Raw genomic sequence first — 18,542 nt, 5'->3', positions numbered from 1 at the left:
TGCCGCAGGGGCAGGGCTGGCGGGCGCGGCCGGGACACCCTATTCTCTTGAGCATGACACCCGTTCGCCCGATGCCCCTGTTTCTGCGCCGCCCCATCGCCCTGTTGCTGGCCCTGCTGGCCATGCCGGCGATCCTGACCGGCTGCGCGGAGAGCATCACGACCGAACCGCCGGCGGATGAGGAACGGATCCTGCCGAGCACCGACCCGATCATCGTCGAGGCGCCGATCACGGTCGACTCGCCGGCCGCAGTGCAGATGGTGGCCTGGCAGCCGGTGGTGTGGCCGCCCGGCAGCCGGCCACGGCCGGGCCCCGCCCCGGTGGACCAGGCATTGGACGCCGGCATGGTGCGGCGCTTCCAGACCATGGAGCGGCTGCGTGCCGCCGATCTGGTGACGGCCAGGCTGGCGGCGGAACGCCGGGCGACCAATCTGGGCGGGCTGCTGCCGCTGTCGCATACGCCCTCGGTTACCGTGGACCCGCTGGCCCCGGCCCCCACCCCCGGCGAGACCCTGGCGCGTTTCGAGGCGCTGAAGCAGATGGTCGCCGCGCGCGAGATGACCGCCGAAGAGGCGCGGGCCGAACAGGCCCGGATCATAGATGCCCTGCTGCCGCCCGCCCCGGCGGAAACGCTGCCCTATCCGAACGAGCTGACGGCCGAAGAGCTGGCGGCCCATGGCCGGCGCATCGACGACTGGATGCGCCTGGGGGTGATCACCCCCAATGAAGCCGCGGCGGAACGCCAGCGGATCGAGGAGATGCGCCGCAGGCTGGAGGCGATGCAGGCCGCCGTGCAGGCACCCTCGACCGTCACCCCCGAGGCGGCCGCACCCGGGACGACGCCTGATATGCCCGCAACGGAGGCGGTGGTCCCCATCCCCGTGACACCGGCCCTTCTGCCGCCGCGAGAGGTGCCGCCGCCACCGACCGTGCCGGCCACACCGGTGGGACCGGTGCCGCCGTCGGGCCTGGCACCCTATCCAGGCGAGACGGCGCCTGCAGACGCCCCGGGCAAACCGATCAACCTGCTGCCCGCAACCGGCTAGACAGGCTCAGACGCCCGGCGCGGCCAGCCGGGCCTGGATGGTGGCGTGATCGAATCCCGCCACGCAATCGGCATCGCCCGCCCCCGCCGCCTGCGGACCGAACCAGCGCACCACCCCATGGGTGGGACGCGCCCCGCCCGGCTTTGCCGCATCGATCGCCGGGAAATACAGGATCAGCGCGCAGCGATTGTCGGAATAGCGCCAGAACACCGACTGGCCTTCGCGCCGCGCCACCGCCGGCCGGCCGAAACGGGTGGTCAGATCGTCCTGATCCAGCTTCAGCAGCTCTGCCAGCCCCGAGGGCTGCGCCACATGCGCAGGCTTGGGCGCCGGGCGGATCTGGGCCGTCCCGATATCGGGGCTGGTGGTCTGACAGCCGGCGAGGCCGAAGCCCGCAAGGCCGAGAAGAAGGGCGGCCACAGGACGGATGGCCAAGGGGCGGGCGATCTGGCTACGGACGGCGCAGCTCACGGGCTTCGCGCTCCCGGATCAGGGTGAAGAGATGGGTGAACAGGGCGGCGGCGATGATCGGCGCGGTCAGGTTCACGAAGGGGATCGCGAACAGGAAGGAGACCGCGGCGCCATGCACGAAGAGCGTGGTGCGGTGGCGGAGCCGCATGGCCTTCGCCTCGGCCGTGCCGAGACGGCGCAGCGCCGCCAGTTCGAAATACTCCCGGCTGAGCAGGATGCCGTTCAGCCCGACGAACAGGACCAGGTTGACCACCGGCACGAAATAGAGCGGCAGCACCAGCAGGTTCAGCAGAAGCGCGAAGACGCCGAACCTGACACCGGACCAGAGCGAGGCCCAGAACCCGGCCCCTTTGGCCGGCGGCAATCCGGGATAGCTGCGCCGCTCCACGACCCCGGCGACCTCGTCGATCACCAGGCCCATCACCGCCGAGGTGATCGGCACGAAGAGCAGCCAGGCCGAGATGACGATGACGGCGAAATCGCCGGCGTAAGAAATGGTGGTGTCCAGCCAGCCGATGCCGGTGAGCCCGGTCGCATCCACCCAGCCCACAGCCAGCCACCACAGCACGCCCATCAGGATCGCCGAACCGACGATGCCGATGCCGAGCGGACGCCACATGCGGGCATCGTCGAGATTGCCGAGCGTGCGTCCGACGGTGGTGGTGATCAGCGCCATGGCGCGGGTCGTCTCCGGGGAGCGCGGGGAGGGGGAGCGCGGGGAGGAAGAGGGCCCGTTCGGCCCCCCCGGCCGAGGCGCCCCCCGGTCCGTGATCCGGTTACGGTGCGCCTGCGAAACCGTAGGGAATTCATACGACGGGGACGGGCGGGACTCAAGGGCGCAATCGGCATTGCGACGCAAAAGCCGGCGAGATGCCGCGCGCCCGGGATCGCCCTTCCGGGCCGGGGCGGCTATACTGCCGCCGACCGGCCATGCAGCCTGTGGTTGAGGGTCGCCCGGGCACCCGCGCCCCCATCCTCGTGCAAAGAAACATCCCCGCGCAAAGGAAGACGAACCGATCATGACGGAGAAGACCTATCACGTGCTCGGCCTCGGCAACGCCATCCTGGACATCCTGGCCCGCACGGAAGACGGCTTCCTCGACGCCCAGGGCATGGTCAAGGGCACCATGGCCCTGATCGACACCGACCGGGCCGAGGCGATCTATGCAGCCATGGGCCCGGCGATCGAAAGCTCGGGCGGGTCGGCGGCCAACACGATCGCGGGTCTGGCGGCGCTGGGCGCGCGCACCGCCTTTGTCGGCCGGGTGGCCGACGACACGCTGGGCCAGGTTTTCCGCCACGACATCCGGGCGCTGGGCGTGGCCTATGACACGCCGGCCGCAGCACCGACCCCGCCCACCGCGCGCTGCTTCGTGCTGATCACGCCCGACGGCCAGCGGACGATGAACACCTATCTGGGGGCCAGCGTCCACCTGTCGCCGGACGATGTCGACGAAAACGAAGTCGCGCGTGCCGAAATACTGTACGTGGAAGGCTATTTGTGGGATCTTGCACCCGCGAAGGAAGCCTGCCTCAAGGCGATGCGGGCGGCACGGCGCAATGGAACACGGGTGGCATTCAGCCTGTCCGACAAGTTCTGCGTCGACCGCTTCCGTGCCGAGTTCCACCGGCTTATCGACGACCACATCGACATCCTGTTCGCGAACGAAGCCGAGATCACCGCACTTGCGGAGACCGACGACTTCGACGCGGCCATGCGTTCGGTGACGGGCCGGGTGGAGATTGCGGCGCTGACCCGCAGCGAACACGGATCGGTGATCGTGCCCCGCGAGGGGGCGCCGGTCCATGTGGAGGCGAGCCCGGTGGAAGCGGTGGTGGATACCACCGGCGCCGGTGATCTCTATGCGGCTGGTTTCCTTTACGGGCTGACCCACGGGTTCGATCTCGCGCGGTCCGCCCGACTCGGCGGCCTGGCGGCTGCCGGGATCATCGGCCAAATCGGCCCGCGCCCTGCCGGTTCGATCGCGGATCTCGTCGCGCGATCGGCCTGAACCGGGGCCCAAGCGGGCGGACGGCGGCACAAGAGGTGCCGCCGTCGTCTCTCAAGGCTTGTCAGACCCGTATGACCGTCCTGCGCAATCTCGCGATCATCGCCCACGTCGACCACGGCAAGACCACGCTGATCGACGCCCTGCTCCAGCAGAGCGGCGCCGTGCGCGCCCACCAGCAGCTCGCCGAACGGGCGATGGACTCGAACGATCTCGAGCGCGAGCGCGGCATCACCATCCTGGCCAAATGCACGGCAGTCGCCTGGAAGGATTACCGCCTCAACATCGTCGACACCCCCGGCCACGCCGATTTCGGCGGTGAGGTCGAGCGGATCCTCGACATGGTCGACGGCGCCCTGCTTCTGGTCGATTCGGCCGAAAGCGTGCGGCCCCAGACCAAGTTCGTGCTCTCCAAGGCGCTCGCCAAGGGCCTGCGTCCGATCGTGGTGGTCAACAAGATGGACCGCCCCGACGCCCGCCCCGACACCGTGCTCGACGAGGTCTTCGACCTGTTCGCGGCACTGGGTGCCGACGAGCACCAGCTGGACTTCCCCGTGGCCTATGCCTCGGGCCGGTCGGGCTGGGCCTCGATGGAGCCGGTGACCTCGGGCGAGAACCTGCACCCGCTGCTCGACCTGATCGTCGCCCACGTGCCGGCCCCGGATGTGGACCGCGACGCGCCGTTCACCATGCTCGCGACCATGATCGAGAGCGACCCCTATATCGGCCGCGTGCTGACCGGCCGGGTCGCCTCGGGCGTCGTGAAGATGAACCAGGCCGTCCGGGCGCTGCGCCGCGACGGCACGCTGGTCGAGGATGCGCGGATCACCAAGATCCTGCGCAGCGACGGGCTGAAGCGCGAAGCGGTGGACCAGGCGGAAGCCGGCGACATCGTCTCCATCGCCGGCCTGTCGAAGACCACGGTCGCCGACACCATCGGTGCCGTCGGCATCACCGAGCCGCTGGCGGCCCGGCCGATCGATCCGCCGACCATGGCGGTCAGCATCTCGGTCAACGACAGCCCGCTGGCCGGCCAGGAAGGCGACAAGGTCACTTCGCGCATGATCCGCGACCGGCTGTTCCGCGAAGCGGAAAGCAATGTCGCGATCCGCGTGACCGAGCTGCCGAGCAAGGACGCCTTCGAAGTCGCCGGCCGCGGCGAACTTCAGCTGGGCGTTCTGGTCGAGACCATGCGCCGCGAAGGCTTCGAGATGTCGATCTCGCGCCCGCGCGTGCTGTTCCGCGAAAACGCCGAGACCGGCCAGCTGGAAGAGCCGATCGAAGAAGTCCACATCGACGTCGACGAAGAGTATTCGGGCGTCGTGGTGGAAAAGATGAGCCTGCGCCGGGCCGAAATGACCGACATGCGCCCCTCGGGCGGCGGCAAGACCCGGATCGTGTTCATGGCACCGTCGCGCGGCCTGATCGGCTATCGCAGCGAGTTCCTGTCGGACACCCGCGGCACCGGCGTGCTGAACCGGCTGTTCTCGCATTACGGCCCGCACAAGGGTGAGGTGGAAGGCCGGCGCAACGGCGTGCTGGTGTCCAACGGCACCGGCGAGGCGGTCGCCTATGCGCTGTGGAACCTGGAGGAGCGCGGCATCCTGTTCGTCGAGCCCCAGACCCGGGTCTATGGCGGCATGGTGATCGGCGAGCATTCGCGCGGCAACGACCTGGACGTCAACCCGCTGAAGGCCAAGCAGCTGACCAATATCCGCTCGGCCGGCAAGGACGACGCCATCCGCCTGACGCCGCCGAAGATCATGAGCCTGGAAGAGGCGATCGCTTATATCGACGAGGACGAGCTGATCGAGGTGACGCCCAAGTCGATCCGGCTGCGCAAGCGCTTCCTGGACCCCAACGACCGCAAGAAGGCGGCCCGCGCCGTCGCTTCGGCCTGATCCCACCCGTCGGACGGATGCCCGCATGACGACACCCGATGGTGGCGAGGGCAGGGATGAGACAGGCAGGGGCAGCCGCTTCCTTGCCGGGGCGCGGATCTATCTGGAGCCGCGCCTCATCCAGATCCTTGTGCTGGGTTTTGCGAGCGGTCTGCCGCTCGCACTCAGTTTCGGCACGCTCAGCGTCCGGCTGACGGAAGACGGCATCTCCAAGGCGGCGATCGGCCTGTTCGCCGCCGTGGGGACGCCCTATGCGCTCAAATTCATCTGGGCGCCGCTGATCGACCAGCTGCGGCTGCCGGGCCTGGCCCGGCTGTTCGGCCACCGCCGGTCCTGGCTGCTGCTGACCCAGGCGGCGGTTATCCTGACCATGCTGGGGCTGGGGCTGTCCGACCCCGCCGCCGACCCCTGGACCACCGCGCTCTGGGCGGTGCTGCTGGCTTTTTCGTCGGCCAGCCAGGACATCGTCATCGATGCCTACCGGGTGGAACGCCTGCCCGAAGACCGCCAGGGCGCCGGTGCGGCGATGGTGGTGTTCGGCTATCGGCTGGGCATGCTCGCCTCGGGCGCCGGCGCGCTTTATCTCGCCGCCTATTTCGACTGGTTCACCGCCTATGCCGTGATGGCGGCGGCGATGGGCCTGGGCGTTCTGGCGGTGCTGGCGGGCCCCGAACCCCGGGTGGATCGCAGCCATGCGGCCGAGGCCGAAGCCCGGGCCGGACGGCTGCTGGAACGGCTGGGTGCAAAGGGGCCGATCGGCCGCGCCGGCGCCTGGCTGCATGCCGCGGTGGTGGCCCCCTTCCAGGAATTCCTGACCCGGCCCCATGCCTGGCTGATCCTGGCCTTCGTCGCCTTCTACAAATTCGGCGACAGCCTGGCCGGGGTGATGACCAACCCCTTCCTGGTCGATATCGGCTTCGACAAGACCCAGATCGCCGAGATTTCCAAACTGTTCGGCTTCTGGGCCTCGATGGTCGGCTTCTGGGCCGGCGGCACGCTGCTGGGGGCGCTGGGCACCGTCCGGTCGCTCTGGATCTGCGGCATCCTGCAGGCGCTGTCGAACCTGGCCTTCATGGTCCAGGCCGAGGCCGGCCCCGATGTCGCGGTGCTGGCGGCGGTGATCGGCTTCGAGAATCTGGCCGGCGGCATGGGGACGGCGGTGTTCGTGGCCTATATGTCGAGCCTGTGCAACGTCTCTTACACCGCCACGCAATATGCGCTGCTGTCGTCCTTCATGGCGGTGGCGCGGACCTGGCTTTCGTCGTCGAGCGGCATCATGGCCGAGGAACTCGGCTGGTCGGCCTTCTTCCTCGCAACCACGGTTGCGGCGATTCCGGGGCTGATCCTGCTGCGGCTCGTCTCGCGCAGAACCGCAGATCGTGCTATCTAGCGCATCGATCGGCGAGGTCGCACCCGGCCGTCCCGTCTCGACCCCCGGGTGTACATCGCCATTTCTGTACCACCGGGGAAAGAGGCCCGACCAATGGACGTGACCAAGATCGCCGCCGGCCGCGCGGTGCCTGCGGACATCAATGTCGTCATCGAGATCCCTGCCAACGCCGATCCGGTGAAGTACGAGCTGGACAAGGACAGCGGCGCCATCCTGGTCGACCGTTTCGTCGCCACGCCGATGTTCTACCCGGCCAATTACGGCTTCATCCCCAACACCCTGGGCGATGACGGCGACCCGGTGGACGTGATGGTCGTGACGCCCTATCCGGTCGTGCCGGGCTCGGTGATCCGCGCGCGGCCGGTGGGCGTGCTGAAGATGGAAGACGAGAGCGGCATGGATGAAAAGATCCTGGCCGTTCCGCACCAGAAGGTCTCGGCGCTCTACGACCATGTCCAGAGCTATACCGACCTGCCGGAGCTGCTGATCCGCCAGATCGAGCATTTCTTCACCCGCTACAAGGACCTCGAAAAGGGCAAGTGGGTGAAGGTCACCGGCTGGGACGACATCGACACCGCCAAGCGGCTGATCGAGGAAGGTGTCGCCCGCGCCGGCAAGTGAGCCGGCCGCTTCGCGCGGCATCTGATCGTATTGAAAAGGCCGGCGGATCGCTCCGCCGGCCTTTTGCCGTGCAGACGTCCGGGATCAGTCGAGAGTCGGGATGACACGCCGCATCGCATATAGGCGTCGAAAAGCGGAACGGTAAAAGCCGTGTCACCGTGCTGTGGGGAATAGATCATGCCCTTGCGGATGAGCTTATTGCGGACCGGCCCGACGCTGGTGGTCTTCAGGCCAAGCCGGTCCGCGACATCTCCGGATCGATGGGTGCCGGGGCCGAACTCGGCCAACGCCCTCATATAGCGTTTTTCAGATGGCGTGCAGCGATCGAAGCGGACGCGGAAGAAATTGTCGTCCAGCTTGCGAATCGCAATCTCCGTCGCCGCCTCCACGTCCACTGCCGTGATCATGTCATGTTCTGCGACGTTCCAGGCGTCATGCCCCCATTGCTGAAGGAAATACGGATATCGCTCGGTGATCTCCAGAATAGCAGTCAGCGCGGCCTCTTCGATCCGTGCACCTTCCTCACGAATTGGCCCCAGCAGGGCCGCACGGGCATCCTTTTCCTCCAAGGCACCGATCTTCGGATATTTGAACAGACGCTCGGCATAGGACTTCGATTCGCCCGCCAACCCCAGAATCTGGGGGAGGGCCGCCCCAGATACTGCATCTCGTCGATCAGGATCGCGAACGGTACCCCAGCTGACCGGGCGGCTTCACCAACCGCCAGGAACAGGTTGGGCAAATTTTCCAAGGGCGATGCGCTGGAGCGTGACGGTAAGCTCGTCGAGAATCATCGCGCGCCCGGCAACCTCGGGCGACGGCGTACCGGCACCAGGTGCGAAGGGATTGCGTACCGGATCCATCTGCACCCTCCGAAGGAAACGGATTTTATCGAATTTACCTGTTTGATCGAGTTTACCCATTTATATCTGAATGTGGATATAAATGGGTAAACTCGATCTAAACCCCTTATATGCCGTCTGACGTCCCGACCACACCGCCAGTCACCGCCACTCCCGGCGTCTTGTCCTTGTAGCGGCAGAGATCGGCCACGATGCAGGCGGGGCAGTCGGGTTTGCGGGCCTTGCAGACATAGCGGCCGTGCAGGATCAGCCAGTGATGGGCGTGGAGGCGGTAGTGTTTCGGGACCTTACGCTCCAGCCCGCGCTCCACGTCGAGCGGGGTCTTGCCGGGGGCGAGGCCGGTGCGGTTGCCGACCCGGAAGATATGGGTGTCGACCGCAATCGTCGGCTCACCGAAGGCCACGTTCAGCACGACATTGGCGGTCTTGCGGCCGACCCCGGGCAGGGCCTCCAGGGCGGCACGGTCGCGCGGCACCTCGCCGCCATGCTGCTCCACCAGAATGCGGCTGAGCGCGATGACGTTCTTCGCCTTGGCATTGAACAGGCCGATGGTTTTGATATGGCCGCGCAGCCCCTCTTCACCCAGTTCCAGCATGTCGGCCGGGGTGAAGACCTGCTGGAACAGCAGCCGGGTCGCCTTGTTGACGCCGATATCGGTCGCCTGGGCAGACAGCACCACCGCCACCAGCAGCTGGTAGACGTTACCATAGGCAAGCTCGGTCTCGGGCGCCGGATCGGCGGCGGAGAGCCGGCGGAAGAATTCTTCGACATCGGCGCGCTTCATGGGCGGTGACGATAGCCGCTCGGGCGGGCCTTGGGAAGCGGCGGCCGCATCCATGGGTCAACCTGTCCCAGGTGCCTGAAGAATAACGGCTTGGCGGGCCGCCCGGCCGCTCCATATACTGAAGCCATGAGCCAGCCAGAGACCAGAGACGAGAGCCGGCCATCCCCTGAAGGTCCGCTCATTTTCGACGCGCTGCTGACGCCCCATCGCTCCCTGCCGCCCAGCGGGTTCAGATGGGTGATGTTCGGCCTCGCGGGCGTGCTCGCGCCCATGGGCATCTATTTCATGACGCTGGGCGCCTGGCCGGTCTTCGGCTTCTGCGGGCTGGAAATCCTGCTGGTCTGGCTGGGCTTCCGCGCCAGCTATATCAGCGGCCGCGCGTTTGAACGGCTGCGCCTGACCCATGAACGGCTGCGGGTGGAACAGACCGACCATCGCGGCCGCACCCGCGCCCATGATTTTCAGCCCTACTGGCTGCGGGTGGAACTGGTGGAGCCCGATGCGGGCGAGGAAGACGGCTTCGGCCCGCGCGAACTGGCCCTCACCAGCCATGGCCGGCGGCTGATCATCGGCCATTTCCTGACGCCCGAGGAGCGGCGCGACCTGGCCCGGGCGCTGGAAACCGCGCTGCACCGGGCCAGGATGCCGCAGCCGACGGAGACGCTGCTCGCGTGAACCGGTACCGGCATTCGACGGCACAAGGCGGTTCCTGAGTATTCCGACACTGAATTGTGTCGTTCCATTTAAAAGTTTCGATGGACAAGACAAGGACGGCCCTGATGCGGCCGGTCCTGCACAACCCATGCGGTATAAATCCTGTCTGAACTGCCGGGTGATAAGACAAAATGGCGCGAAGCGCATATCATCATATCGCAGATTATTCGACAGGCTTGATGCATTGTATATTTTTTCCAGACGGCAGGTTCGCGCATGATGTATGAATAAACCCTCATTCGGGTTGAAGATTAAGAAAGCTGCACATCCACCAATTCTCAGCCAAAACCGTGAAGCCACCTGACCGGGTTCATTCCTCATACTTAACCGCCTGAACCGAGCGAAATTCCTCTTAAAGAAGTAAATTAGTAATAATCTACTCGCTATAGTAGTCCCCTGTCTCCAATTACACGTCAAGGTATTTATGCTTGTGTATGAACACGTATTAGCTGTAAATGACTCTGATAGCTTCGTTTTATCCCCATGATTATTGACGAAATCATGATGGTCGACTAACGATCAGGTAGAACAGACTCTGAGGAAAGCCAACACGCCACCCGCCGATGGCGTGTCGCGAAGGGGTTCGTGCGTGCGGACGTTGTGGACTGATCCACCGACCCGGATCGACAGATGCACCGGTGGCCTTGCAGCCCGGAACCGGGAGCGGTGCCGTTGACTGCGCGCGTCGATACCATCGCGCTCACCGGCATCCGCGCCGTCCCGGTCGAGGTTCAGGTGGCGATCTCGGCCGGGCTGCCGGCCTTTGCCGTGGTGGGTCTGGGCGACAAGGCGGTGACGGAAGCGCGCGAACGGGTGCGGGCGGCCCTCGGCCGGCTGGGGCTGACCCTGCCGGCGAAACGTATCCTGGTCAATCTGGCCCCGGCGGGGCTCGCCAAGGAAGGGTCGCATTACGATCTGCCGATCGCGCTCGCCCTGATGCTCGGCATCGGCGCCCTGCCGTCAGGGGTGTTGGACGGCCACCTGGCCCTGGGAGAGCTGGCACTGGACGGCACGCTTGCCGCGGTGGCCGGCGTGCTGCCGGCGGCCGTGCTTGCGGCCGAGACCGGCCGGCGGATCATCTGCCCGGCCGCATCGGCGGACGAGGCGGCCTGGGCAGGTGACCGCCATGCGGTGATCGCAGCCCCCGACCTGCTGGGCCTGCTGGGCCACCTGACCGGGCGCAGTACGCTGCCGACGACGCCGGAACCCCGGCTGGACGGTGAGCCGCCCCTACCCGACATGGCGGATATCCGGGGCCAGCCGGTGGCCCGGCGGGCGTTGGAGATCGCCGCAGCCGGCCGCCATAATCTGCTGATGATCGGACCGCCCGGCGCGGGTAAATCCATGCTCGCCCGGCGACTGCCCGGCCTGCTGCCCCCTCTGGCGCCGGCGGAATCGCTGGATCTGTGCCTGATTGAAAGCGTGGCCGGCCGCGGGCAGGTCCGGCCGCGGATCAACCGGCCCTTCCGCGACCCGCATCATTCGGCGTCGGCCGCAGCCCTGGTGGGCGGCGGCAACCGCGCCCGTCCGGGCGAAATCAGCCTGGCCCATGGCGGCGTGCTGTTCCTGGACGAATTGCCGGAATTCGCCCGACCGACACTAGAGGCCCTGCGTCAGCCGGTGGAAAGTGGGGAAGCTGTGGTATCGCGGGCAGCGATGCATGTGTCCTATCCGGCGCGCGTTCAGCTGCTGGCGGCGATGAATCCCTGCCGCTGCGGCCATGTCGCCGACCCGATGCTGGCCTGCAACCGCGCGCCGCGCTGCGCGGCCGACTATCAAAACCGCCTCTCGGGCCCGTTGCTCGACCGCTTCGACATGACGATCGAACTGGCACCGACGCCGCCGGCTGCAATCCTGGCTCATGGCCCGGGAGAGGCGAGCGCGCCGATACGAGCACGGGTACTGGCGGCACGCGCCCGTGCCGACGCACGTAACCGCGGGTTCGCCGGGCTGGACGAGGCTCCTGCCCATCTGCGCCGCCCGATGACCAATGCCGAGCTGGAGGGCACGGCCCTTGATCGGGCAGCGGCCCTCGACGGGCCGGCCCGGGAACTGATGTTGCGCGCATCGGAGCGGCTTCGCCTGTCGGCAAGGGGCGTGACCCGGGTTCTTCGGGTTGCGCTGACCATTGCCGATCTCGCCGGCCGCGAGCGGATCGGCCGCGCACAGTTGAGCGAGGCGCTGGCCTATCGCCGCCCGCCCGGCCCGGCAGCGGGCCTGCGCGCCGCAGGGCCGCCCCATGATCGTGGTGGTCCGCACGCCCGGCCCTCCCATCCCCCACAGTGACCGACGGACCCCTTGGCCATGACCGACGACAATCAGCATGACGCCCCCAAGCGCCAGACCAAGCCTGTGCAGAAGGGCACCGAACCCCAGAAGGGTACCGAGCCCCGGAAGGGCCTGACGGCACAGAAGGGCCCGGGCGGACCGGGGAGCCAGTTGATCGCAGAGGGCGGCGTGCCTGACTGGCCGCCAGCCGAATCCACTCCGATCGATCCGGAGACCCGCTCGGCCAGCGCCCAGGTGATCGACGCCCATGTGGGTGCGCGTCTGCTGGCCTTGCGCCAGATGCGTGAGATCAGCCAGCACCAGCTGGGCGAGGCTCTGGGTCTGACCTTCCAGCAGGTCCAGAAATACGAGCGCGGCCTGAACCGCATCAGCGCAGGCCGATTGTATATTGCCGCGACCTTTCTGGGGGTTCCCGTCGCCTACTTCTTCGATGGTCTGCCCACCGGTACCGATCTGGATGCCTGGTTAAGTGGTGATCAACTGGCCGAAGCGCCCGCAATGCTCTCGGCCAATACACCGGTCACCACCGAAGATCGTCAGCTTCAGGATCTGCTGGTCGCCTATGCCCGGATCGAAGACCCGATGCGGCGCCAGGCACTGGCTGCGGCGGTACAGAACATCGCCGATGCCTATGAGGGCATCACCCCCCGCGCCGAAGGCGACGCGCCGCTGCGGACGCCGCCTCGCCGCCGCCGCGGCCGGCCGCCCAAGAAGCGGGACTAAGGGCCTGACACGGGCGAGGATGGAAGCATTATCCTGAAAGCTTGATCCGGGGCGGGCTTCGATCAACCATGCGTCGATAAGCCCCATACCGTTCCAGCCCGAAAGGACCTGCCGGATGATCGAGACCGCCCGCCTGGAGATTGCGGGGCCGCGTGCCACCCTGACGCTGACCCGGCCGGCCAAGCGCAATGCGCTGCTGATGCGCGAGATCCCGGCGGTGATCGGGCTGATCGATCAGGCCGAGGCCACGCGCGGCGTGCGGGTGATGGTGGTGACGGGGGAGGGCGGGACCTTCTGTTCCGGCGTCGCCTTTGACGATCTGGCCGGGGTGGACTGGACCGACAACCCGCTGGAAAAGCTGTGCGAACGGGTGGCCCGGGTGGCGGTGCCGACGATCTGCGCGCTGAACGGCGGGGTCCATGGCGGCGGGGTGGATCTGGCGCTGGCCTGCGACATCCGCATCGGCACCCCCGCCAGCCGGGCGGTGGCGCCGCCGGCCCGGATCGGGGTGATGTATCACGTGACGGGGCTTGAGCGTTTCGTCGCCAGGCTGGGCATCACCGCCGCCAAACGCCTGCTGGCCCTGGCCGAGCCGATGGATGCCGACGAGCTGCTGCGCATCGGCTTTCTGGACCAGCTGACCGGCGGGGAAGAGGGGGCGCTGGCCGCCGCGGTCGATGCCCATGCCGCTCGCATCGCCGGGCTGGCCCCGCAGACGGTGCGCAATTTCAAGCGCCTGCTGGACGACATCGCCGCCGGCCGGCTGGACCGGGCGGCGGCGGTGGCGGAGATCGGCGCCAGCTTCACCTCTGCCGAAGCGCGGGAAGGCTATGCCGCGCTGACGGAGAAGCGGGCACCGGTCTATGACGATGTCTGACGGAAGCCGTATCTGACGGAAGCCGTATCTAAGGGACCGTCGGCGTCTTAAAGCGCGGCCAGCACCAGCCGCGCCACCTCGCCCGAGCTTTGCGGGTTCTGGCCGGTGATCAGCCGGCCGTCCTGCACGGCTTTCACCCCCCAGTCGGCGGTACCTTCATGCAGCGCGCCCAGCTGCTTCAGCCGGGTTTCGAGCAGGAAGGGCACGTTGTGGGTGCCGCCCACCGCCGCTTCCTCGCTGTCGGTGAAGGCGGCGAGCCGGCGGCCCTTGACGAAGGGCGTGCCGTCGGGACGGCGCATGTCGCCGAACACCGCCGGTGCATGGCAGACCGCGGCGACCAGCCGGCCGGCATCGGCAAAGGCGAAGAGCAGATCGTGCAGGCGGCGATTGAACGGCATGTCGAACATGGTGCCATGGCCGCCGGGCAGATAGACGGCATCGAAGCCGGTGGTATCGATGCGGTCATAGGCCGGCGTGTCCTTCAGCGCCGCAATCGCCGGCGCCCAGGCTGCCGCCTGATCGGGGGAGGGGGTGCTGTTCGGATCGACCGGCACGTCGCCGCCGGCGACCGAGGTGACCGTGACCTCGTGCCCGGCTTCGGTGAAGGCCATGAAAGGCACGGCATGTTCTTCCAGCCAGAGGCCGGTGGGCTTGCCGTCGAGCAGGCAGTCGTGGCTGGTGAGGATAAACAGGATGCGGCTCATGAGAAATCGGCCCTTCATCGATGGGGGTGATGATGTGTCCTGGTCGATCCTTCAGGTGGCGAGGCGGCCGGGCGGATTCAAATTCGCGGCACCGATGCCAGATATCAGCTAAAATGATATCTGATGATGTATGACCTGAACCTGATGCGGATCTTCGCCGCGCTGATCGACGAAGGCAGCGTGACCCGCGCCGCCCATCGCCTGGGCATGACCCAGCCGGCGGTGAGCGGGGCGCTGACCCGGCTGCGGGCGCTGATCGGCGACCCGCTGTTCGTGCGTGAGCGCTATGGCATGCGGCCGACCGAAAAGGCCCTGGCGCTGGCCCCGGCGATCACCAGGGCGCTGGCCGGGATCGACGATGCCGTGCTGGCGGCACAGGGCTTCGACCCCGCAACCGCGCGGCGCAGCTTCGTGATCTCGGCCAACAGCTATGCCGAATTCGTGCTGCTGCCGGCGCTGGTGGCGCGGGTTCAGGCAGAGGCGCCGGGGGTGCGGCTCCGCGTGCTGCCCTTCGGCGCGGATCTGGCCGAAACCGGGCTGCTGACGGGCGATACCGCCCTGGCGCTGGGCCGGATCGTCGATCCGCCGGACACGCTGGTGGTGCAGGAAATCCTGACCGACGGACTTTCCTGCGTGCTGCGCGCCGACCACCCCGATGCGGCAGGGGACAGGCTGGACCGCGCCGCCTTTGAACGGCTGCGCCATGTGAACCTGCTGCCGCCCGGCCGGCTGAAAGTGGGGCTGTTTCAGGTGCTGGAACGGCTGGGGCTGGAGCGCGAGGTCGCGGTCTCGGTGACCCATTTCCTCGCCATCCCGGAACTGGTCGCCGCCACCGATCTTTGCGCGACCCTGCCGACCGCGATCTGCCGCAGGCTGGCCGGCGACCCGCGGCTGAAGGTGCTGGAGCCGCCCGCGGATCTGGGCCGTTTCCCCGGCCACATGGCCTGGCATATCCGCCACCGCGAGGATGACGGCCATCGATGGCTGCGTCGGCTGGTGCGCGAGGTCGCGGCCGCGGCGGTCAGGACCTGAAGGATATCAGAGATTGAGCCGGTAGCCGCCGGCCTCGGTGATCAGCAGCCGGGCATTGGCCGGGTCGGGCTCTATCTTCTGGCGCAGGCGGTAGATATGGGTTTCCAGCGTATGGGTGGCGACCCCGGCATTATAGCCCCAGACCTCGTCGAGCAGCCGGTCGCGCGGCACCGGCTTGTCGCCCGCGCGGTAGAGATATTTCAGGATCTGGGCTTCCTTGTCGGTGAGCCTGATCTTGCGCTTGCCGTCTTCGGTGACCAGCATCTTCACCGCCGGGCGGAACTGATAGGGCCCGATCGCGAAGACCGCATCGTCGGATTGTTCGTGCTGACGCAGATGGGCACGCACCCGGGCCAGCAGCACCGCGAAGCGGAACGGCTTGGTGACATAGTCGTTCGCCCCGGCATCCAGGCCCAGGATGGTGTCGGCCTCGGTATCGGCACCGGTCAGCATCACGACCGGCGCCTTCAGCCCGGCGCGGCGCATCAGCCGGCAGACCTCGCGCCCGTCCAGATCGGGCAGGCCGATATCCAGAATGACCAGGTCATGGGGGGTGGATTTCAGCCCCGCCTTCACCTTCTCCAGCGCCTGGGCACCGCTCGCCGCCTCTTCGATGGCGAATTCCTCGTAGAGCGCCAGCTGCTCGGCAAGCGTCTGGCGCAGCAGGGGATCGTCGTCGATCAGCAGGATGCGCTTCTGGGCGGTCATGTGGGCGGCGCTTTCCGTGGATGGCGTCCCCCAAGGTTTTACGGGGGCCCTGCCGGGTCAGGCAAGTATTGGATCAGGCAAGCGAGGGCGGAATGCCCAGCAGATCCAGATGCCCGACCACCAGCCGCCCGGGGCCGGCGGCAGCGCGGCCGGCACGGAAATCGGCAACCAGCCCGGCCGGCGCCTCGCCGCCATCGACCAGATCGACCAGGGCCCCGGCGACGCCGTCGACCATCGCCTGATGCATCGCCGGATGGTCGGGGCCGATCACCCAGTCGGAGCGGGCGAGTGTCACCTCGAAACCATGACGCCGCAGCGCCTCGGCAAAATATGGCGCCGCGTCGGGCCCGAGCGCCGGGCCGCCCAGCCCCTTGTCGCGGCGCTGATGGCGCGCAAAACCCGCCACCGCATCGGCATCGGTTGCGGCGGCCGGATCCCAGCCCATCCGCCCGTCCCAGGTGAGGGCACCCAGAACCGGCACGCCGGCCCGGGCCAGGGCACCGGCCAGATCTTCCAGCCAGGCGCGCCCGGCCAGATCGATGAGGGCGGTGAAATGGACGAGATTTGCACCTTCCAGAACCGGGGCCAGATCGGCGGTGGCAAGATCCGCCTTCAGCCAGTTGACCGCGACACCCGCGGCTTCGGGCTGGACCGACAGCCGGGCGCGGCCGGCGGCGATCAGCACCGGGTCACGCTCTACCAGACACCAGGACTGGCGGAGCCGGGCCCCCAGCCTTGGCGCCAGATGCACCAGCCCGGCACCGGTGCCGGCCCCCAGATCGACCACCCTGATGTCGTGCCGGCCGGCGACATGGCGGGCGAGCCGTGCCTCAAGCGCCGTCGCCCGGGCGGCGGTGTCGAAACCGGCGCGCAGCGCCAGCCAGTCGGGATCGAACCCCATCAGACCTCCGATATCAGGGTGGCCAGCCGCCGGGCCTGATCGGGCCAGCGGGGCAGGCGGGCGCCGGCCTCTGCCGCGGCCCGGGCAAGCCGCCCGCGAAGCCCGGCATCCGCCATCAGCCGCCGCAGGGCTTCGGCCAGCGCATCGACATCGCCCGGCGGCACCAGAATCCCGGCGCTGTCGGGCACCAGCTCCGGCACCGCGCCGGCCCGGGCGGCCACAACCGGCAGGCCGGCGGCCAGGGCCTCGGCGAAGGCCATGCCATAGCCTTCAAAGCGCGAGGGCAGCACGAAAACATCGGCCGCGGCATAGCGCCGGGCAAGATCGGTGCCCGAGAGCACGCCATGCAGATGGATCCGGTCGCCCAGCCCGGCGGCCCGGATCGCCGCACGCACCCGAGCGGCATGGGGCAGGTCCAGTGTGTCGGGACCGACGAGATCCAGCCGCCACTCGTGATCGCGGCCGATCTTTCCGAGCGCCGCCACCAGATCCTCATGCGCCTTGCGGGGCGTGAGGCTCGCGACCGTCAGCAGGCGCAGCGCGCCGTCGGGGGCGGCCTGATGGGGAAGGGGTTCGATCGAGAGGCCGGGTTCGATCACCGTCACCGGCAGATCGGTCCAGCGCTCGTCGCGCAGCAGGGCCGCCGTGGCGGGACTGGTGGCGACCACCGCATCGACCCGGGCAAGTGCCGCGCGTTCCAGCCCGGCCAGATCGGCCGCGACCTGGGGTGCAAGACCGGTTTCGAGCGCACAGGGGTGATGGACCAGCGCGATCCGCCGCGGGCCGCCGCTGCCCGCGGGCGTGATCTCGCCGAGCAGCGGCGCCAGCCCCGGCAGGGCCAGGCCGTCGATCAGCAGCGCCCGCACCGGACCGGCGGCCAGCCGGTCGCGGAGCATGGCGAGCGCCGGGGGCCCGACTGGCGGCGGCCCGCCGGGCAGGGCCAGGGTTTCGACGACCACCCCAAGCCCGGCGGCCGCCGCCATGATCCGGCGGTCATAGACATAGCCCCCGGTGGCGAGGTCGACCGGCCCCGGCACCGCAAGCAGAAGATCGACAGGGTCCAGCATCCCGGCGGCAGCCTTCAGCCGGCGCGAGCAGCATCGCCGACCGGGCCCTCGAAGGCGGCCCAGGCGACATGGCTTTCATGCAGCACGATCCGGATCGCATCGATCCCGGAGGCAGAAGCCCCAAGATCGCCGGCATCGATCGCCGCCGCCATCCGGCCATGGATGTGGCGGGCCAGGAATTCGGTGGTGGTGTTCCGCCCGGCGAATTCCGGCAGATCGTCGAGATTGCGATAGGCCAGCGGCTCCAGCGCCGCCTTCAGCGCCTGATGGGCCAGGCCGATATCGACCACCAGCCCGTCATCGTCGAGCGCCCGCCGCTTGAATTCGACATCGACCACATAGGTCGCGCCATGCAGACGCTGGGCCGGGCCGAAGATCTCGCCACGGAAACTGTGGGCGATCATCACATGGTCGCGGACGCCGAGGGTGAACATCGGGTGCA

Annotated in this window: 20 protein-coding genes; 10 read left to right on the top strand and 10 right to left on the bottom strand. The window is 68.0% G+C overall.

Annotation, left to right across the window (positions count from 1 at the left end; translation table 11 throughout):
* Positions 1-47 precede the first annotated feature (47 nt).
* Positions 48-1,046, top strand: coding sequence for a hypothetical protein (locus TMO_RS17405; RefSeq protein WP_145978168.1), 999 nt, complete (start codon positions 48-50; stop codon positions 1,044-1,046).
* Between the two features lie 6 nt (positions 1,047-1,052).
* Here the strand turns inward: TMO_RS17405 and TMO_RS17400 are convergent, their stop codons facing one another.
* Together TMO_RS17400 and TMO_RS17395 are read right to left on the bottom strand one after the other, a co-directional pair.
* Entirely contained in the window at positions 1,053-1,481 is a 429-nt protein-coding gene (locus TMO_RS17400; RefSeq protein ID WP_145978167.1) for a hypothetical protein, read from the bottom strand.
* A 16-nt stretch (positions 1,482-1,497) separates the two neighbouring features.
* Positions 1,498-2,193, bottom strand: a complete 696-nt coding sequence (locus tag TMO_RS17395) for an EI24 domain-containing protein (RefSeq protein WP_014746969.1) — start codon at positions 2,191-2,193, stop codon at positions 1,498-1,500.
* 343 nt (positions 2,194-2,536) lie between these two features.
* Between TMO_RS17395 and TMO_RS17390 the strand changes: the two genes are divergently transcribed.
* From TMO_RS17390 to ppa, 4 genes are all read left to right on the top strand, one after another.
* Positions 2,537-3,529, top strand: a complete 993-nt coding sequence (locus TMO_RS17390) for an adenosine kinase (protein WP_014746968.1) — start codon at positions 2,537-2,539, stop codon at positions 3,527-3,529.
* A 71-nt stretch (positions 3,530-3,600) separates the two neighbouring features.
* Entirely contained in the window at positions 3,601-5,427 is a 1,827-nt protein-coding gene (typA, locus tag TMO_RS17385; protein WP_014746967.1) for a translational GTPase TypA, read from the top strand.
* A 25-nt stretch (positions 5,428-5,452) separates the two neighbouring features.
* Positions 5,453-6,817: an AmpG family muropeptide MFS transporter gene (locus TMO_RS17380; protein ID WP_014746966.1), complete on the top strand. Its 1,365-nt coding sequence runs from the start codon at positions 5,453-5,455 to the stop codon at positions 6,815-6,817.
* Positions 6,818-6,910: 93 nt separating this feature from the next.
* The gene (ppa, locus tag TMO_RS17375) at positions 6,911-7,438 is read left to right on the top strand and encodes an inorganic diphosphatase (protein WP_014746965.1); all 528 of its coding nucleotides are present in this window, start codon (positions 6,911-6,913) and stop codon (positions 7,436-7,438) included.
* Here the strand turns inward: ppa and TMO_RS30565 are convergent.
* The 3 genes from TMO_RS30565 to nth all read right to left on the bottom strand — a co-directional run bounded on the left by TMO_RS30565 (position 7,333) and on the right by nth (position 9,085).
* A complete protein-coding gene (locus TMO_RS30565) occupies positions 7,333-8,067 on the bottom strand; it encodes a hypothetical protein (RefSeq protein WP_228382244.1) in 735 nt (244 codons plus the stop codon). The genes ppa and TMO_RS30565 overlap by 106 nt on opposite strands.
* A gap of 84 nt (positions 8,068-8,151) precedes the next feature.
* Entirely contained in the window at positions 8,152-8,361 is a 210-nt protein-coding gene (locus tag TMO_RS32305) for a hypothetical protein (protein ID WP_228382243.1), read from the bottom strand.
* A 46-nt stretch (positions 8,362-8,407) separates the two neighbouring features.
* A complete protein-coding gene (gene nth, locus TMO_RS17365) occupies positions 8,408-9,085 on the bottom strand; it encodes an endonuclease III (RefSeq protein ID WP_051045412.1) in 678 nt (225 codons plus the stop codon).
* Positions 9,086-9,211: 126 nt separating this feature from the next.
* On the opposite strand from nth, the gene TMO_RS17360 reads away from it, so the two are divergent.
* The 4 genes from TMO_RS17360 (at position 9,212) to TMO_RS17345 (ending at position 13,688) form a co-directional block, all read left to right on the top strand.
* The gene (locus TMO_RS17360; protein ID WP_041605079.1) at positions 9,212-9,760 is read left to right on the top strand and encodes a DUF2244 domain-containing protein; all 549 of its coding nucleotides are present in this window, start codon (positions 9,212-9,214) and stop codon (positions 9,758-9,760) included.
* 711 nt (positions 9,761-10,471) lie between these two features.
* Entirely contained in the window at positions 10,472-12,085 is a 1,614-nt protein-coding gene (locus tag TMO_RS17355) for a YifB family Mg chelatase-like AAA ATPase (RefSeq protein WP_014746961.1), read from the top strand.
* Positions 12,086-12,103: 18 nt separating this feature from the next.
* Positions 12,104-12,811, top strand: coding sequence for a helix-turn-helix domain-containing protein (locus TMO_RS31290; RefSeq protein ID WP_014746960.1), 708 nt, complete (start codon positions 12,104-12,106; stop codon positions 12,809-12,811).
* 115 nt (positions 12,812-12,926) lie between these two features.
* The gene (locus TMO_RS17345; protein WP_014746959.1) at positions 12,927-13,688 is read left to right on the top strand and encodes an enoyl-CoA hydratase/isomerase family protein; all 762 of its coding nucleotides are present in this window, start codon (positions 12,927-12,929) and stop codon (positions 13,686-13,688) included.
* A gap of 47 nt (positions 13,689-13,735) precedes the next feature.
* Here TMO_RS17345 and TMO_RS17340 read toward each other — a convergent pair whose 3' ends face one another.
* Positions 13,736-14,392, bottom strand: coding sequence for a type 1 glutamine amidotransferase domain-containing protein (locus tag TMO_RS17340; RefSeq protein ID WP_014746958.1), 657 nt, complete (start codon positions 14,390-14,392; stop codon positions 13,736-13,738).
* Positions 14,393-14,515: 123 nt separating this feature from the next.
* On the opposite strand from TMO_RS17340, the gene TMO_RS17335 reads away from it, so the two are divergent.
* On the top strand, positions 14,516-15,424 hold the full coding sequence (locus TMO_RS17335) for a LysR family transcriptional regulator (protein WP_014746956.1): 909 nt from the start codon (positions 14,516-14,518) through the stop codon (positions 15,422-15,424).
* Between the two features lie 6 nt (positions 15,425-15,430).
* Here the strand turns inward: TMO_RS17335 and TMO_RS17330 are convergent, their stop codons facing one another.
* The 4 genes from TMO_RS17330 to TMO_RS17315 all read right to left on the bottom strand — a co-directional run bounded on the left by TMO_RS17330 (position 15,431) and on the right by TMO_RS17315 (position 18,534).
* Entirely contained in the window at positions 15,431-16,132 is a 702-nt protein-coding gene (locus TMO_RS17330; protein ID WP_014746955.1) for a response regulator transcription factor, read from the bottom strand.
* Positions 16,133-16,205: 73 nt separating this feature from the next.
* Complete coding sequence (locus tag TMO_RS17325) at positions 16,206-17,033, bottom strand: class I SAM-dependent methyltransferase (protein ID WP_014746954.1); 828 nt, start codon at positions 17,031-17,033, stop codon at positions 16,206-16,208.
* On the bottom strand, positions 17,033-18,100 hold the full coding sequence (locus TMO_RS17320) for a glycosyltransferase family 4 protein (protein WP_014746953.1): 1,068 nt from the start codon (positions 18,098-18,100) through the stop codon (positions 17,033-17,035). The genes TMO_RS17325 and TMO_RS17320 overlap by 1 nt, the downstream gene beginning before the upstream one ends.
* 14 nt (positions 18,101-18,114) lie before the next feature.
* Positions 18,115-18,534, bottom strand: a complete 420-nt coding sequence (locus TMO_RS17315; RefSeq protein ID WP_014746952.1) for a 6-pyruvoyl trahydropterin synthase family protein — start codon at positions 18,532-18,534, stop codon at positions 18,115-18,117.
* Positions 18,535-18,542: the final 8 nt, after the last annotated feature.

Origin of the sequence: Tistrella mobilis KA081020-065 (assembly GCF_000264455.2) — a bacterium.
Lineage (GTDB): Bacteria > Pseudomonadota > Alphaproteobacteria > Tistrellales > Tistrellaceae > Tistrella > Tistrella mobilis.
Note: the sequence above shows the minus strand (reverse complement) of the source record. Positions and strands in the feature narration are given on the sequence as shown.

Bases quoted from the DNA above. Each gene is read 5' to 3' on its own strand.
- TMO_RS17395 (WP_014746969.1), bottom strand. From the start codon at position 2,193: ATGGCGCTGATCACCACCACCGTCGGACGCACGCTCGGCAATCTCGAC.
- TMO_RS31290 (WP_014746960.1), top strand. From the start codon at position 12,104: ATGACCGACGACAATCAGCATGACGCCCCCAAGCGCCAGACCAAGCCT.
- TMO_RS17390 (WP_014746968.1), top strand. From the start codon at position 2,537: ATGACGGAGAAGACCTATCACGTGCTCGGCCTCGGCAACGCCATCCTG.
- TMO_RS17325 (WP_014746954.1), bottom strand. From the start codon at position 17,033: ATGGGGTTCGATCCCGACTGGCTGGCGCTGCGCGCCGGTTTCGACACC.
- TMO_RS17320 (WP_014746953.1), bottom strand. From the start codon at position 18,100: ATGCTGGACCCTGTCGATCTTCTGCTTGCGGTGCCGGGGCCGGTCGAC.
- TMO_RS17335 (WP_014746956.1), top strand. From the start codon at position 14,516: ATGATGTATGACCTGAACCTGATGCGGATCTTCGCCGCGCTGATCGAC.
- nth (WP_051045412.1), bottom strand. From the start codon at position 9,085: ATGAAGCGCGCCGATGTCGAAGAATTCTTCCGCCGGCTCTCCGCCGCC.
- typA (WP_014746967.1), top strand. From the start codon at position 3,601: ATGACCGTCCTGCGCAATCTCGCGATCATCGCCCACGTCGACCACGGC.
- ppa (WP_014746965.1), top strand. From the start codon at position 6,911: ATGGACGTGACCAAGATCGCCGCCGGCCGCGCGGTGCCTGCGGACATC.
- TMO_RS17360 (WP_041605079.1), top strand. From the start codon at position 9,212: ATGAGCCAGCCAGAGACCAGAGACGAGAGCCGGCCATCCCCTGAAGGT.
- TMO_RS17345 (WP_014746959.1), top strand. From the start codon at position 12,927: ATGATCGAGACCGCCCGCCTGGAGATTGCGGGGCCGCGTGCCACCCTG.
- TMO_RS32305 (WP_228382243.1), bottom strand. From the start codon at position 8,361: ATGGGTAAACTCGATCAAACAGGTAAATTCGATAAAATCCGTTTCCTT.
- TMO_RS17380 (WP_014746966.1), top strand. From the start codon at position 5,453: ATGACGACACCCGATGGTGGCGAGGGCAGGGATGAGACAGGCAGGGGC.
- TMO_RS17330 (WP_014746955.1), bottom strand. From the start codon at position 16,132: ATGACCGCCCAGAAGCGCATCCTGCTGATCGACGACGATCCCCTGCTG.
- TMO_RS17340 (WP_014746958.1), bottom strand. From the start codon at position 14,392: ATGAGCCGCATCCTGTTTATCCTCACCAGCCACGACTGCCTGCTCGAC.
- TMO_RS17315 (WP_014746952.1), bottom strand. From the start codon at position 18,534: ATGTTCACCCTCGGCGTCCGCGACCATGTGATGATCGCCCACAGTTTC.